General features: G+C 68.7%; 15 protein-coding genes. 7 read left to right on the top strand and 8 right to left on the bottom strand.

What is annotated here, in order from left to right; translation table 11 throughout:
* Positions 1 to 78 precede the first annotated feature (78 nt).
* From napE to ABE438_RS07575, 6 genes are all read left to right on the top strand, one after another.
* Positions 79 to 261 carry a periplasmic nitrate reductase, NapE protein gene (gene napE, locus ABE438_RS07550; RefSeq protein WP_346501964.1) on the top strand — a complete coding sequence of 61 codons (183 nt, stop codon included), beginning with the start codon at positions 79 to 81 and terminating at the stop codon, positions 259 to 261.
* Positions 262 to 271: 10 nt separating this feature from the next.
* Positions 272 to 619 (top strand): chaperone NapD, encoded by a 348-nt coding sequence (locus tag ABE438_RS07555; RefSeq protein ID WP_346501966.1) that lies wholly within the window; start codon positions 272 to 274, stop codon positions 617 to 619.
* Positions 616 to 3,111, top strand: coding sequence for a periplasmic nitrate reductase subunit alpha (gene napA / locus ABE438_RS07560; RefSeq protein ID WP_346501968.1), 2,496 nt, complete (start codon positions 616 to 618; stop codon positions 3,109 to 3,111). The genes ABE438_RS07555 and napA overlap by 4 nt, the downstream gene beginning before the upstream one ends.
* A gap of 5 nt (positions 3,112 to 3,116) precedes the next feature.
* The gene (locus ABE438_RS07565) at positions 3,117 to 3,587 is read left to right on the top strand and encodes a nitrate reductase cytochrome c-type subunit (RefSeq protein ID WP_346501969.1); all 471 of its coding nucleotides are present in this window, start codon (positions 3,117 to 3,119) and stop codon (positions 3,585 to 3,587) included.
* Between the two features lie 11 nt (positions 3,588 to 3,598).
* Positions 3,599 to 4,327 carry a cytochrome c3 family protein gene (locus ABE438_RS07570; protein ID WP_346501971.1) on the top strand — a complete coding sequence of 243 codons (729 nt, stop codon included), beginning with the start codon at positions 3,599 to 3,601 and terminating at the stop codon, positions 4,325 to 4,327.
* Positions 4,328 to 4,572: 245 nt separating this feature from the next.
* The gene (locus ABE438_RS07575; protein WP_346501972.1) at positions 4,573 to 5,055 is read left to right on the top strand and encodes an Lrp/AsnC family transcriptional regulator; all 483 of its coding nucleotides are present in this window, start codon (positions 4,573 to 4,575) and stop codon (positions 5,053 to 5,055) included.
* 66 nt (positions 5,056 to 5,121) lie between these two features.
* On the opposite strand, the gene ABE438_RS07580 is transcribed toward ABE438_RS07575, so the two are convergent.
* The 6 genes from ABE438_RS07580 to ABE438_RS07605 all read right to left on the bottom strand — a co-directional run bounded on the left by ABE438_RS07580 (position 5,122) and on the right by ABE438_RS07605 (position 11,813).
* A complete protein-coding gene (locus ABE438_RS07580) occupies positions 5,122 to 6,498 on the bottom strand; it encodes an aspartate aminotransferase family protein (RefSeq protein ID WP_346501973.1) in 1,377 nt (458 codons plus the stop codon).
* Positions 6,499 to 6,531: 33 nt separating this feature from the next.
* Positions 6,532 to 7,377, bottom strand: a complete 846-nt coding sequence (locus ABE438_RS07585; RefSeq protein ID WP_346501974.1) for a GNAT family N-acetyltransferase — start codon at positions 7,375 to 7,377, stop codon at positions 6,532 to 6,534.
* 226 nt (positions 7,378 to 7,603) lie between these two features.
* Entirely contained in the window at positions 7,604 to 8,773 is a 1,170-nt protein-coding gene (gene argE / locus ABE438_RS07590; protein WP_465248574.1) for an acetylornithine deacetylase, read from the bottom strand.
* Between the two features lie 219 nt (positions 8,774 to 8,992).
* Positions 8,993 to 9,505 carry an L-2-amino-thiazoline-4-carboxylic acid hydrolase gene (locus tag ABE438_RS07595; RefSeq protein WP_346501975.1) on the bottom strand — a complete coding sequence of 171 codons (513 nt, stop codon included), beginning with the start codon at positions 9,503 to 9,505 and terminating at the stop codon, positions 8,993 to 8,995.
* Positions 9,502 to 10,206 carry a cysteine hydrolase family protein gene (locus ABE438_RS07600; protein WP_346501976.1) on the bottom strand — a complete coding sequence of 235 codons (705 nt, stop codon included), beginning with the start codon at positions 10,204 to 10,206 and terminating at the stop codon, positions 9,502 to 9,504. Before ABE438_RS07600 ends, ABE438_RS07595 begins: the two co-directional genes overlap by 4 nt.
* Before the next feature lie 8 nt (positions 10,207 to 10,214).
* Entirely contained in the window at positions 10,215 to 11,813 is a 1,599-nt protein-coding gene (locus ABE438_RS07605) for an ABC transporter substrate-binding protein (protein WP_346501977.1), read from the bottom strand.
* Positions 11,814 to 12,040: 227 nt separating this feature from the next.
* On the opposite strand from ABE438_RS07605, the gene ABE438_RS07610 reads away from it, so the two are divergent.
* Positions 12,041 to 12,919: a LysR substrate-binding domain-containing protein gene (locus ABE438_RS07610; protein WP_346501978.1), complete on the top strand. Its 879-nt coding sequence runs from the start codon at positions 12,041 to 12,043 to the stop codon at positions 12,917 to 12,919.
* A 257-nt stretch (positions 12,920 to 13,176) separates the two neighbouring features.
* Here ABE438_RS07610 and ABE438_RS07615 read toward each other — a convergent pair whose 3' ends face one another.
* Both ABE438_RS07615 and ABE438_RS07620 read right to left on the bottom strand, forming a co-directional pair.
* Complete coding sequence (locus ABE438_RS07615; RefSeq protein WP_346501979.1) at positions 13,177 to 13,566, bottom strand: c-type cytochrome; 390 nt, start codon at positions 13,564 to 13,566, stop codon at positions 13,177 to 13,179.
* Between the two features lie 108 nt (positions 13,567 to 13,674).
* Positions 13,675 to 14,952, bottom strand: a complete 1,278-nt coding sequence (locus tag ABE438_RS07620; protein WP_346501980.1) for an FCSD flavin-binding domain-containing protein — start codon at positions 14,950 to 14,952, stop codon at positions 13,675 to 13,677.
* Positions 14,953 to 15,026: the final 74 nt, after the last annotated feature.

Here is a 15,026-nt window from a genome sequence, read left to right on the forward strand (position 1 = left end):
TGTTGTCTTTAAAGTAACTCCAATCCGGCGGTGGCCCCCGGACGGTTATCCGGCATCGCAACGAAAGGGGGGCGGCATATGGCCGTCGACACCTCACAGAGCGATCTCTCCCGCAAGCCGACGCGGCGCGACGAGATCGTGGCCTTCCTCGTCCTGGGCGTCCTGATCTGGCCCGTGATCGCCGTCGGTGTCGTCGGCGGCTACGGCTTCCTCGTCTGGATGTCGCAGCTCGTCTTCGGCCCGCCCGGCCCTCCGCACTAGGGAGGTGGCGATGACGTCGAACAAATCCGAGATCGACCGGCGCGACTTCCTCACCGGGCGCGTGCTGCCTGCCGCCGAGGGCGGCGCGCGGGCGCCGGAGCGCCTTCTCTACATCGCGAGCGCGGTCGTGACCGCGCGCCCCGAGAACTGCGCCGCCGTCGCGGCCCGGATCGCCGAGATACCCGGCGCCGAGGTCCACGGCATCGAGGGCAGCAAGATCGTCGTCGTGCTTGAGAGCGAGCGCAGCGGCGAGATCGGCGGGCGGCTGACCGAAATGGCGCTGATGGACGGCGTCTTCTCGGCCAACCTCGTCTTCGAGCAGATCGAACAACTGAACGACCACGGAGGCGGCCGATGACGGTCTCTCGTCGCGAGCTACTCAAGGCCCAGGCAGCGGGCATAGCTGGTCTTGCCGCCGGCATCGGCGGCACCGCCAGCGCCCAGCCGGTCGCCGGCGGGGTCGACGCCCTGCAGATCAAATGGTCCAAGGCGCCCTGCCGCTTCTGCGGCACCGGCTGCGGCGTCATGGTCGGCGTCAAGGAAGGGCGGGTCATCGCCACCCATGGCGACATGAAGGCCGAGGTCAATCGCGGCCTGAACTGCGTGAAGGGCTATTTCCTCTCCAAGATCATGTACGGCGCCGACCGGCTGACCCAGCCGCTGCTGCGCAAGAAGAACGGCGTCTACGCCAAGGACGGCGAGTTCACGCCGGTGTCCTGGGACGAGGCCTTCGACACCATGGCCGCCAAGGCCAAGGAGACGCTGAAGGCCAAGGGACCGACCGCGCTCGGCATGTTCGGCTCCGGCCAGTGGACCATCTTCGAGGGCTACGCCGCGACCAAGCTGATGCGGGCCGGCTTCCGCTCGAACAATCTCGACCCCAACGCCCGCCACTGCATGGCGTCGGCCGCCTACGCCTTCATGCGCACCTTCGGCATGGACGAGCCGATGGGCTGCTATGACGATTTCGAGCATGCCGACGCCTTCGTGCTCTGGGGCTCGAACATGGCGGAGATGCACCCGATCCTGTGGACCCGGGTCGCCGATCGCCGTCTCGGCCATCCGCACGTCAAGGTCGCGGTGCTGTCGACCTATACCCATCGCAGCTCCGACCTTGCCGACATCCCGATCGTCTTCAAGCCGGGCACCGATCTGGCGATCCTGAACTACATCGCCAACCACATCATCTCGACCGGGAAGGTGAACAAGGAATTCGTCGAGAAGCACGCGACCTTCGTGAAGGGCGCGACCGATATCGGCTACGGCCTGCGGCCCGACGATCCGCGCGAGGTCAAGGCGCGCAAGGCGGCCGATCCGGGCGCGACGACGCCGATCGACTTCGACGCCTTCGCCGCCTTCGTGAAGGATTACACGCTCGAGAAGGTCTCGGAATTGACCGGGGTGGAGCAGGGCTTCCTGCGCCAGCTCGCCGAGCTCTATGCCGACCCGAAGCGCAAGGTCGTCTCCTTCTGGACGATGGGCTTCAACCAGCATGTGCGCGGCGTCTGGGCCAACCAGATGGTCTACAACCTGCACCTGCTAACCGGTAAGATCTCCGAGCCCGGCAACAGCCCGTTCTCGCTGACCGGCCAGCCCTCCGCCTGCGGCACCGCCCGCGAGGTCGGCACCTTCGCCCACCGCCTGCCGGCGGACATGACGGTGACCAATCCCGAGCATCGCAAGCATGCCGAGGAGATCTGGCGCATCCCGCACGGGATCATCCCGGAAAAGCCGGGCTACCACGCCGTGGAGCAGGACCGGGCCCTCAAGGACGGCAAGCTCAATTTCTACTGGATCCAGGTCAACAACAACCTCCAGGCCGCGCCCAACAACACAGGCGAGACCTATCCGGGCTATCGCAACCCCGACAACTTCATCGTGGTCTCGGACGCCTATCCGACCGTGACCGCGATGGCGGCGGACCTGATCCTGCCGGCGGCGATGTGGGTCGAGAAGGAGGGCGCCTACGGCAATGCCGAGCGGCGCACCCATGTCTGGCACCAGCTCGTCGACGCGCCCGGCCAGGCGCGCTCCGATCTCTGGCAGCTCGTCGAGTTCTCCAAGCGCTTCACCACGGACGAGGTCTGGCCGGCGGAGATCCTCAACGCGAACCCGAACTATCGCGGCAAGAGCCTGTACGACGTGCTCTTCCGCAACGGCACGGTCGACGCCTTCCCGGTCTCGGATGTCGAGGCCGGCTACGAGAACCGTGAAGCCGCCGATTTCGGCTTCTATCTCCAGAAGGGCCTGTTCGAGGAGTATGCTGCCTTCGGGCGCGGCCACGGCCACGACCTCGGCCCCTTCGACCTCTATCATCAGGTCCGCGGCCTGCGCTGGCCGGTCGTAGACGGCAAGGAGACGCTCTGGCGCTATCGCGAGGGGCTCGACCCCTATGTGAAGCCCGGCAAGGGCATCGAGTTCTACGGAAACAAGGACGGCAAGGCCCGCATCATCGCGGTGCCCTACGAGCCGCCGGCCGAGAGCCCGGACGCCGAATTCGACCTCTGGCTGGTCACCGGCCGCGTGCTCGAGCACTGGCACTCCGGCTCGATGACCATGCGCGTGCCGGAACTCTACAAGGCCTTCCCCGGCGCCCGCTGCTTCATGCATCCCGACGATGCGCGCAAGCGCGGCCTCAACCAGGGCGCCGAGATCAGGCTGATCTCGCGCCGCGGCGAGGTCCGCACCCGCGTCGAGACGCGCGGCCGCAACCGCATGCCGCCGGGCGTGGTTTTCGTGCCGTGGTTCGACGCCAGCCAGCTGATCAACAAGGCGACGCTCGACGCCACCGATCCCATCTCCAAGCAGACGGACTTCAAGAAATGCGCCGTCAAGATTCTCGCGGTCTGAGCGTCATGCGCTCCTGGCCCCTTCTAGCCGCCTTCGTCGCCGCCGCCGTCGTCCTCGCCTTCGGGGCCGCCGTCTCGCAGGAGGGCGCCCCGGTCAAGATCGTGCCGCGCCTCACCGGCAACGCCCAGCCGATGGCGCTCGATCGCATCCCGCCGCTCGGCCGGCCGGTCGTCGACGACGTCAAGCGCATGCGCAACTACCCCGAGCAGCCGCCGGTGATCCCGCATTCGATCGACGGCTACCAGCTGACGGTGAACACCAATCGCTGCATGGACTGCCACAAGCGCGAATTCACCGAAGGCTCGGGCGCGCCGATGATCAGCGTCACGCATTTCCAGGACCGTGACGGCCAGGTGCTCGCCGACGTCACCCCGCGCCGCTATTTCTGCACGGCGTGCCATGTCCAGCAGAGCGACGTGCAGCCGCTCGTCCCGAACCAGTTCCGGGACGCCGCCACCATCGGCCGCAAGCCGTGAGCGGGGCCGGCATGAACCCGAACGACGGCGCGAAACCGGGCTTCCTGGTCCGAATCTGGCATGCTGTGCTGCGCTTCTGGCGGATCGTCAGCCGCCCGAGCGCCTATCTGCCGCTCGGCTTCCTGACGCTCGGCGGCTTCCTGTGCGGGGTGGTCTTCTGGGGCGGCTTCAACACCGTGCTCGAGGCGACCAACACCGAGAAGTTCTGCATCTCCTGTCACGAGATGCGCGATAACGTCTATCAGGAGCTGACCCAGACGGTGCACTTCTCCAACCGGTCCGGCGTGCGCGCCAGCTGCCCGGACTGCCATGTCCCGCACAACTGGACCGACAAGATCGCCCGCAAGATGCAGGCCTCGAAGGAGGTCTGGGGCAAGATCTTCGGTACGATCTCGACGCGCGAGAAGTTCCTCAACCTGCGCCTCGAACTCGCCAAGCACGAATGGGGGCGCCTCAAGGCAAACGACTCGCTGGAATGCCGCAACTGCCATTCCTCGGTGGCGATGGACTTCACCAAGCAGACCAGGCGCGCGGCCGACATTCACAGCCGCTTCCTGACCACGGGCGAGAAGACCTGCATCGACTGCCACAAGGGCATCGCCCACCAGCTGCCCGACATGACCGGCATCGAGCCGGGCTGGAAGGAAGCGCCCGAGCTGCAGGGCCGCACCGGCGCCTCCTATCATGGCGGGCCGGAGAGCGAGCTGCGCGCCTATCTGACCCGGATCGAGGCGCGCTGAGCCGCGCGCCCGATCCCTCCGGGGCGGCGTCAGGCTGCCGCCGGCACCGCGCCGATGCGCGCAATCCTGATCGCCATGTGAGGCAATGGCGGCCGTTCAGGCCGTTCCCGGCGCGGCCATCCTCCGGCGCATTCGGTCGCGCGAGAGGTGCCGCCGTGGGGGATGACGTGCCGGGGATGACGTGCCTGCGCCGATTGCTGCGGCTGGCCGCTTAGGGCATGGTCCGCCGCTGCCGCGGAGCTCCCATGAAGCTTGACCAGATCGACATCAAGATCCTCTCCGAGCTGCAGAAGAACGGCCGGATCACCAATGTCGAGCTGGCGGAGCTGGTCAATCTCTCGCCGAGCCCCTGCCTGATGCGCGTGAAGAAGCTGCAGCAGGACGGCTACATCACCGGCTATCACGCCCGGATCAACCTCGCGAAGCTCGGCCAGACGCTGACGGTGTTCACCGAGATCACCCTGAAGAACCATCGCCAGATCGATTTCGCCCGCTTCCAGGCGGCGATCGAGAAGCTCGACCAGCTTGTCGAATGCCATCTGGTCTCGGGCGGCTACGACTACCTGGTGAAGTTCGTGCTCAGCGGCATCGTCGAATACCAGACGCTGATGGAGCGCCTGATCGACCTCGATATCGGCATCGACAAGTATTTCAGCTTCGTCGTGCTCAAGTCGCCGATCGTCAAGCCGCACATGCCGCTGACGAGCCTGTTCCCCACCGCGGGCTGACCGCCCTCCGCGCAGGGCGAAGGGCGGTCGGGTCGCGGTCGGGAGACCGAAGTGCCGGCGCGGCGCTCAGGCCATCGCGGCGCGCACGTCCGGATCGGCCAGCGTCTCGTCGAGGGTCTTGCGCGTGCGCGCCACGATCGCGTCGATCTCGCCCTCGGTGCAGCACAGCGGCGGCGCATAGCCGAGCACGCCGTTGCCGAAGGCGCGGATCACCAGCCCGTGCTCCCAGGCCCGGTCGAAGATGCGCACGGCCGGGGCGCTGGAGGCCGGCAGCGGCGTCTTCTTCGCCTTGTCGGTGACCAGCTCGATCGCGGCCAGCATGCCGCGGCCGCGCACCTCGCCGACCAGCGGGTGGTCGCTCAGGCTCTGCAGGCCGGCCATCAGGCGCGCGCCGGCCTTGCGGCCGTTGTCGAGCAGGCCGGCATCGTAGAGTCGCAGCACCTCCAGGCCGACGGCCGCGCTGACCGGATGGGCGGAATAGGTGTAGCCATGGCCGATCGCGGCGGTGCCGGCACGGTCGGCGATGACGTCGTAGACGGCCTGTGACATCAGCACCGCGCCCATCGGCACGTAGCCCGAGGTCAGGCCCTTGGCGATGGTCATCATGTCGGGGACGATGCCCTCGTCCTCGCAGGCGAAGAGCGGGCCGGTGCGGCCGAAGCCGGTGATGACCTCGTCGGCGACGAAGAGGATGTCGAGCGCGCGGCAGCGCTCCCGCATCGCCTTGACCCAGCCTGGCGGCGGGACGAGCACGCCGCCGGAGCCCTGGATCGGCTCGCAATAGAAGGCCGCGACCCGCTCGGCCCCGCCGAGCGCCTCGACCTTGGCCTCGAGCGCCGCCAGCGAGGCGGCGATCACCGCCGCCGGGTCGGCGCCCGCCGGGTTGCGGTAGGTATAGTGCGACGGAATCTTGTGCTGCCAGTCATAGGGCACGCCGAAGCCGGCATGGAAGACGGGCAGGGCGGTGAGGCCGGCGCCGACGGTGGAGGAGCCGTGATAGCCCTGCTCCAGCGTAATGAACTGGTCCTTCTGCGGCTTGCCGCGCGCCTGCTGGTAATAGCGGATGAAGCGTACCGTGCTGTCGACCGCGTCCGAGCCGCCCAGCGAGAAATAGACGCGGTTGAGGTCGCCCGGCGCGCGCTCGGCCAGTTCGGCCGCCAGCCGGATCGCCGGCTCCGATCCGAGGCTGAAATAGCCGGTGGCGTAGGCGAGCTGGCGCATCTGGTTGGCGGCGGCTTCCACGATGCTCTCATGGCCGTAGCCGGCATTGACGCACCACAGCCCGGCGAAGCCGTCGATCAGCTGCTTGCCGGAATCGTCGGTGACGGTCGCGCCTTTGGCCGAGCGCAGCACGCGTACGCCCGCCTTCTCATGGCCGCGATAGGAGGCGACCGGATGAATCCAGTGCTGGCGATCGAGTTCGATCAGCGAATTGCTCAACATGACGGGTCTCCGGTCTGTCCAAGTGCTTTGGGTCTATCCCAGCGCCTGGCTGGCGAGGGCGAAGGGACGTGCGGGCCCGGCGGGGGGCGCGCTCGTGCTGCCGCGCCGCATGGCGACGCCGTCGCCGACCTGCGGCAGGCCGCGCCCGGCGAGCCAGGGCGACAGGCCGGAGGTCGCCGGCGTGTCGATCCGCAGGACGGTTCCGGAGCGGGCGGCAGCGAGGAAGTCGATCAGCGCCCGGGCCTGGTCCTGTGTCTGCGAGATGACCGGGCCGACCAGCTCTCCGCGGCCGAAGCTGCGCAGCGCGCCATAGCCGGCGAGACGGTCGCCCTCGCGCAGCACGGCCAGGCGCCCGACCTCGGCGAGACGGTGCGTCAGCGCGGTGCGGTCGATGCCATGCGCCGCGCGGTCGAGCGCCGCGATGGCCGGCGCGTCGGCCTCCGACGCCCAGACGACGCCGTTCTGCGGCTGCGCGTCGGGCGGGGCGCCGAGATCGGCCTGGTGCTGGTTGATCGCGTGGCTGGCGCGGAAGCCGAGCGTTTCGTAGAGCGGCATGCCCTCCGGCGTGGCGACGAGGCGGCATTCGCGCGCGCCGGCCGCCGCGATGACGGCATTCATCAGCCTCCGGCCGAGGCCGCGCCCGCGCAGGGCGGCCGCCACGATCACCATGTTGATCGTGGCGCAGTCGTCGCCGAAAGGCGTGAGCATGGCCGTGCCGACCACGCGGCCGTCCAGCATCGCCGCGAAGCCGCGGCTCAGCGGCAGCGACATCGCCCAGTCCTCGCGCCGATGCAGCCAGCCGGCCTCGCGCGACAGGCTGACCGCGCCGTCGAGATGGCTTTCATCGAAGGCGACGAGATCGATCGTTCCCGTGTCCATGCTGCTATCCGCGTCCTTTGGTGGTCATGAATAAGCCCTGCGACGGCGCAGTTCGTCCCGAGGATCGGTGCCGCGCGACATCTTCCGCTGTAAGGGCACGCGGCCGCCGCAGGGAATGCCAGGGGCGGTCTGCGAAGTCCTGCTGTGCCGTGGACAGCGCGGCTGATCGTGGAGCGGTCTGTGCCCGCGCACCTCCACCAGCGCATGGCCGTCTCCCGGTTGGCGATCAGGCTCCGTCCTGCGCGAAGCGGCCGCAGAGCCGCTCCAGCATCCGCGTGCAGGTGGCCAGTTCGTCGCGCGTGACGTATTCGTCGGGCCTGTGGGCGCGGGAGATGTCGCCCGGCCCGCAGATGATCGCGTCGATCCCGGCTTCCTGATAGCGCCCGGCCTCGGTGCCGTAGCTCACCGCCGCCTGCGGGGTCGTTCCGGTGATCTCGGCGAGCAGGAGCGCGATCGGCGCGTCGGCCGGCAGCGAGAGTGCCGGATAGCTCGCCATGGGCTGCCATTGCACTTCGTACCCGTCCGCCCGCAGTGCCTCGGCGGCGGAGCGGATCGGCGCCAGCAGCGCCTCGGGCGAGACGCCGGCGATGGCGCGGGCCTCCAGCTCGACGGTGCAGCGGCCGGGCACGATGTTGAGGGCCCCGCCGCCGCGGATCGTCCCGATCTGGATGGTGGAGTATGGCGGCTCGAAGATCGGATCGAGCGGACCCTGCTGCGCCGCCAGCGCAGCAGCCCGCGTCGCCGCGATGACGCTGCCCATGGCGTGGATGGCGTTGAGCGCCAGCTCGGGCCGTGAGGAATGGCCGGGCCGGCCGACGATCTCGACGCGCGCCGCGGCCTTGCCCTTATGGGCGAGGATCGGGCGCAGCCCGCTCGGCTCGCCGATCACCGCCGCGGCCGGCCTGGTGCAGAGCTCCGGCAGACGGGCGATCAGATGCGGCACGCCGCGGCAGCCGGCCTCCTCGTCATAGGAGAAGGCGATGTGCACCGGGCGGGCGAGTCGGCTCGCCACCAGCGCCGGGACGATGGCGAGGACGGCCGCGAGAAACCCCTTCATGTCGCTGGCGCCGCGCCCGAACAGCCGGTCGCCCTCGGCGCGCAGGCGGAACGGGTCGGAGGTCCAGTCCGGCTCCTCGGCCGGGACCACGTCCATATGGCCGGAGAGGATCAGGCCGGGCGCATCGCGGGCGCCGATCGTCGCGAACAGGTTGGCGCGGTCGCCCTCGGGTCCGGGCAGGACATGCGCCGCGACGCCGAAGCGCCCGAGATAGGCCGCGACCCAGTCGACGATGTCGCCATTCGGCTGGCCGACCAGCGAACGAAAGCGGACGAGCTCCGCGAGGATGTCTTCCGGCGTCACGAGCGGCTCCGTGCTGGCGTGCGGTCCAGCGATCATAGGACGCTCCGCCCGGCCGCCGCATCTATTCGTCGGCAGCTTGTCGGTTGTCCCTGCCGAATTGCCGTTGACACACGGCGCGTCCTGTCGCGGACACGGGGGAAGAGGCCGTGAGGCCGGCCGCGTCTCTCCGGTCGACTCCGGAGGGCGGCGCAGGCCGAGCGGTACGGCACTGTCAGCCCGTCCCCCCTGCGATGGCGCGGGAGGGCCGTCTCTCGCCTATTCCTCGCTCTTCGCCTCGGCCTCCGCCTTGGCACCGTCCGGCTTGGCTGCGTAGCGGAAGTCGCAGCAGCTCCCGCCCGACATCAGGGTCGAGGTGCGGGTCAGCGTGGCGTTCGGGTCGTAGCCCTCGATGAAGCCGTAATCCCGGTTGCAGGAGAGCAGGTGCCCGATCTCGCCGAGCCCCATGGCGTGATACATCTCGGCATAGCGGCAGCGATGCACGTCGTAGCTGAACGCGGCCTCGTCGGCGCGCAGCACCGTGACCTCCAGCGCGTCGTCCTGCGTCCAGAGCCGCTGCAGCTCGGCGAAGCTGCGCAGGTCCGCGCCGCCGGGCTCGCGCGCCGCGAAGTCGCGGCCGGCCGCGACGGCGGTCTTGGCGATCGCCTCGCCGATCAGGGCCTGGGCCTGCGCCTTGCCGAGATGCGCGACCAGCGTCTCGTAGATCGGCTTGATGACGCCGGCCTCGATCCGCCGGCGGGCGAGGATCCCCATCTCCGCATCGTCGCTCATGACCGGCCCTCCGTCGTGAAAGCAGCCAGCGCCGCGAGCACGGCGCCGCTCTCCGCCACCGCGCCGAAGACGCCGCTCTTCTTGATCAGCAGCTGGATTGCCGCCTCGTGCACCGCCTGGAAGCAGGCCCCGGTGCCGTCAGACAGGGTCAGGCAGTCGAAGCCCCGGTCCAGCGCCTCGCGGACATTGGTGTGGATGCAGCAATCGGTCGTCAGCCCGGTCAGGATCAGGTTGTGGATGCCGCGCTCGCGCAGATGCGCCTCGATGCCGGTGAAGCCGAAGGCGCCATAGGACGGCTTGTCGAACACCGCCTCGCCGGGCAGCGGCGCCAGCTCGGGAATGATCTGCCAGCACTCCGCGCCTTCGATCAGGTAGCGGCCCTTCGGCCCCTCGTCGCCGACCGCGACACCCTTGCCGTCGATGCCGCGCCAGAGCCGGTGCGGCTGCACGTCGGAGAGATCGGGGCTGAAGGTTTCGCGGGTGTGGATCACCGGCAGGCCCGCCGCCCGGCAGGCCGCCATGACGCGGGCGATCACCGGGATCGGCCGGCGCAGTGCGCCGAGATCGAAGCCGAACTGGTGCATGTAGCCGCCTTCGGCGCAGAAATCGCCTTGCATGTCGATGACGAGCAGAGCGGTGTTCTGCGGCGTCAGCGCGCCGTTCAGCGGGAAGGCGTAGGGGTTGGCCTGGACCTTGGTCACGGCGTCGCTCACTTCTTCACCCAGAGATCGTGCCAGCTGCTGGACGGCCAGCGCGGCGTGTTGTGGTCGTTGCGCAGCGCCTTGCTGGTCACCGAGATGAACTCGCGATCGGTCGCCATCCAGACCGGCGCCTGTTCGTTGGCGAGCTTGACGAACTCGACATAGCGCTGCTTGCGCGCCTTCGGATCGAGCTCAGCCGCCGCCTGGTCGATGACGCGGTCGATCGCGTCGTCCTGCCAGCCCCACTGATTGGTCCAGGGCGCGCCCTTCGGCGCGCCTGAACGGTACCAGACCGTGGTCGAGACCGCCGGGTCGCTGCGATACTGGTGGCGGCCGGTGGCGAGGTCGAAATCCCAGTCGCGATAGACCTGGTTCAGGAAGCCGGCGGCGTCGCGCTGCACGATGTCGACCTGGATGCCGACCTCGGCCAGCGATTGCTGGATGAAGGTGCCGAAGGCGCTGACATCCTCGCCCCAGGGCGCCGGCAGCAGGCGCAGCTTGAAGCGCGGGCCGTTGCCGCGCGGATAGCCCGCCTCGTCGAGCAGCTTGTTGGCGAGCGCCCGGTCGAAGGGCAGGTCGGGCGCGCCCGGCACGAAGAAGTCCGAGGATTGCGGCACCGGCCCCCGGCCGCGACGGCCGAAGCCGTACAGCATGTTCTCGATGAAGAAGTCGGTGTCGATCGCGTGGACGATGGCGCGCCGCACCCGCAGGTCGGCCAGCTCCTTGCGCCGCAGGTTGAACTCCACGGTGTTCTGCACCGCGTTGCCCTCATTGCCCTTCGTCGAGACCGTGAAGCCCGGATGCTTGCGCAGGCGGTCGATATCGGCGAGCGCCAGCGAGGTGTAGGCGCTGAGATCGACCGCGCCGGTCTCGAGCGCGGCGGCCGCCGCCGACTTGTCCGGCATGAACTTCCAGACGATGCGGTCGAGATAGGGGAAGCCGGTGCGCCAGTAGTCGGGGTTGCGGTCGGCGATGAAGTACTGGCCGCGCTCATAGCGCGCGAACTTGAAGGGGCCGGTGCCGATCGGCTCGAGATTGGCCGGGTTCTCGAGGATGTTGGTGCCCTCGTAGACGTGCTTCGGCGCGACATAGCCGAGATCGGGCAGGGCGCGCAGCAGCAGGTCGAGTGGCATGGGCTGCGCGTATTTGAAGACGGCGGTGTGGGCGTCCGGCGTCTCGACGGCCTCCAGGTTCTTCTGCAGGGTCGTGCCGTAGTTCAGGTGCTTCTTCCAGATCTCCATGGCGGTGAACTGGACATCGGCCGCGGTGAAGGGCTTGCCGTCGTGCCAGCGCACGTTCTGGCGCAGGGTGAAGGTGATGGTCCTGCCATCGGGCGAGGAGGTCCAGCCGGTGGCCAGCACGCCGACGGGCTGGCCCTTGGCGTCGAGATCGACCAGCGGCTCCACGATCTTGCTGCCGACGAGATAGACGTCGACCGAGGCGCGGATCGCCGGATTCACCACGCGCTGCTCGGCGTTCATATGGACGTTGAGGATGCCGCCGCGCACCGGCTGCTCCTGCGCCAGAACGCCGGGGGCGTGACTGGCGACCAGCCCGATGGCGGCGACCGAGGAGAGGAAATCGCGGCGGGAGAGAGCTTTGGACATCGCGGGCTCGGTCCTTTTCGGCTTGCGGAAATCCGGCTCCGGGGGCGGAGAAACCGGTGCGGCGGCAGATGGCGCGAGAAGAAAAATCTCTTTTACAACCTGCAAAGAGTGAAATTAATTTCACATAATTACGACTATATCGGCTCGAAATCGCCGATCAATCCGCTATAAAGCTGATAATAATTCAACATTTGAGGTGCCCAATGGCTGAGCGCGCCGAGCCTCCTTTGACGGCAATCCGTGCCTTCGAAGCGGTCGCCCGCCTCGGCGGCGTCACGCTCGCCGCGCGCGAGCTGCACGTCTCGCCCTCGGCGATCAGCCACCAGCTCTCGCTGCTCGACCAGTTCGTGCAGCAGCCGCTGACGCGCCGCGAAGGCCGCGGCCTCGGCCTGACGGAGGCCGGGCGCGAATATTTCCGCTCGGTGCGCGCCGCCTTCTCCGTGCTGCGCGGCGCGACGGAGCAGCTGCGGGAGGGCACGCTCGGCGCGCAGGTCCAGCTCGGGGTGATCCCGCTCTTCGCGCGGACCTGGCTGTTCCGGCATGTCGAGGCGTTTCTCGCCGCCAATCCCGATATCGAGCTCACCGTCTCCTATGCCCACCATCGCAACTATGTCAGCGATTCCGCCGACCTCTCGGTGCGTTTCGGCGAGGGCCAGTGGCGCGGCTACGAGGCGCACCGCATCCTGTCGGGAGGCGTGGCGCCCTATTGCAGCGCCGGCTTCGCCACGCGGCATCCGGACCTCCTGGCTGGGGAGGGCGCGCTGCCGGCCGGGCCGCTGATCCACGACCAGGACAGGGATGGCTGGCGGCTCTGGTGCGAAGAGGCGGGGGCCGAGCCCAACCGCGAGCAGGGTATCCTGGTCGAGGACGGCAATCTCGCCCTCCAGGCCGCGCTGGACGGGCTCGGCGTGGCCCTGCTGCGCCCGTCACTGGTCGGCGTTCTGGCCGAGGAGGGGCAGCTCGTGCGCCTGTCGCAGCGCGAGCTGCATGACGGGCGCGACTACTATCTCTGCCATCTCAGCCAGCAGCCCTTGTCAGGTGCGGAAACCCGCCTGCTGCGCTGGATCGTCCGGCACTGCGGCGCCGCGGTCCGCACTGCGCCCTAGACGCGGGCGGAGCCGACTGCGGCCGGCCCCGGCGGCTCATGGCGACATCGGCACAGGCCGCTTGAAAACGACCCTGATATCGCTCAGTTCCTGCACGGGCGACGTGCAAAAACGGAGTTCTCGGTAGAGCGGATCCCTGACCACGCCGCCCTCGCTGACGGCCGGCCGAGCGTATCGCGCCGCAGCCGATGACGGCGGCGGCGCGGGGAGGGGCGTGGTCAGGGAATGGCCGCAGGGCGCCGCCAGTGCCTCGGCCGCTACATCTTCTTGCCGTCCTTGCCGAACTGCTTGAGGAAGGCCGTCAGGTCGGCGATCTCCTTCTCGTTCTTGATGCCGGCGAACACCATCTTGGTGCCGGGGATCTTGGCGCGCGGATCCTTGATGTACTCGGCGAAGATCGCCTCGTCCCAGGTGATGTCGGCGTTCTTGTTGGCGTTGGAGTAGCTGTAGCCCTCGACCGCGCCGGTATGGCGGCCGAACAGGCCGTTGAGATGCGGGCCCACGCCGTTCTTGGCCGTCTCGCCGAGCTGGTGGCAGGCGCGGCACTTGTTCCAGGAGCGCTCGCCGGCGCTGATGTCCTGGGCGAGGGCGGTGCCGCTCAGCGCGGCGAGCAGGACGGCGGCAATCGGGATCGAGCGTCTCATCATATCCTCTGGAAAGGGCGGGCGGGTCGAAGAGATGCCCCGCTCCGCGGGAGGTCGGAGCGGGGCGGTTCCGGGCCGGCCGCGCCTTTGCGCCGGCCCGGTCTAGAAGGGTCAGCCGAACATGTCCGCCGTGATGCCGGCATACCAGCCGACGTTCTCGGCCTGGTTCTCCTTGCGCAGCTCGGCGGTTTCGCCGGGCTTGGAGACGAAGGTGTCGATCGCGGTGATCTTGCCGTCCTTCGCCTCGTAGCGGCCACCGACCTTGATGGTGTCGTCGGTCTCCACCAGCGACCAGCAGGTGTTGGTGTAGCGGGCCGGGAAGGTGCGGGCCCCGGCGAGCTCGCCGCGGATCGTCATGGCGGCGACCTTGGCCTGGCTGTTGGCGGAGAAGGCCGATTTCGGCATGTCGCCGGCGATGCAGGCATCGCCGAGCACGTAGATGTTCGGGTCCACGGTGGAGCGCATCGAGGCGGCCTCGATGGCGCAGTAGCCGCCGGCCGGCGCCAGCCCGGCCGAGCGCGCGATCTCGCCGGCCATCTGCGCCGGGATGACGTTGACGAAGGCGGCGTTGCGGTAGGTCTCGAAGCCGGTGACGACCGTGCCGGTCTTCGGATCGACCGACTTGATGCCGTCATGGATCTTGGGGCCGAGCCATTCGATCATCGTGCCGTAATGCTGTTCCCAGGCCGCCTGGAACGTGCCCTGCTTCGAGAAGCTCTCCTTGGGATCGAGGATCACGATCCTGGCGGCGGTCTTGCCGGCCTTCTTCAGCGCGTGGGCGAACATCGAGGCCCGCTCATAGGGGCCGGGCGGGCAGCGATACGGATTGGGCGGGGCGATCATCACGATCAGCCCGCCATCGGGCACCGCGTCGAGCTTCTCCCGGATCAGCCTGGTCTGGCGGCCGGGCTTCCAGCCATGCGGCATGGCTTCTTCCGCCTCCTTCGACCAGCCCGGCACGGAATCGTATTTCAGGTCGATGCCGGGCGAGACGACCAGCCGGTCATAGGGCAGGCGAGCGCCGGTCGAGAGCACGACCTCCTTCTTCTCGCGATCGATGGCGGTGGCGCGGGCGCGGGCCAGCGTGACGCCGTGATTCTTCGCAAGCGCGTCGTAGCGATGGCTGATGTCGTCGAAGCTCTTGAAGCCGCCGACATAGAGGTTGGAGTGGAAGCAGGTCTGGTAGACCTCGTTCTCCTCCACCAGGGTGACGGCGATGGCGCCGTTGGAATCCTTGGCGATGTAGCGTGCGGCCGTCGCGCCGCCGGCCCCGCCGCCGATCACGACGACGCGCGGTTTCGTCTGGCCGAGGAGGGCGGGCGCCCCGAGGGCGACGCCGCCCGTCAGGGCCAGGCCCGATAGCAGCAGGCCGCGGCGTGTCGTGTCCATGGTGATGCCTCCCTCTCGTCGTTGCGGTGCGGTCCACCCGACGGGCCTCTTGGCGGGCCCGTTCGATCCGGTCG

Source organism: Allobosea sp. TWI1241, assembly GCF_039673065.1.
In the GTDB taxonomy this organism is placed as follows: domain Bacteria; phylum Pseudomonadota; class Alphaproteobacteria; order Rhizobiales; family Beijerinckiaceae; genus Allobosea.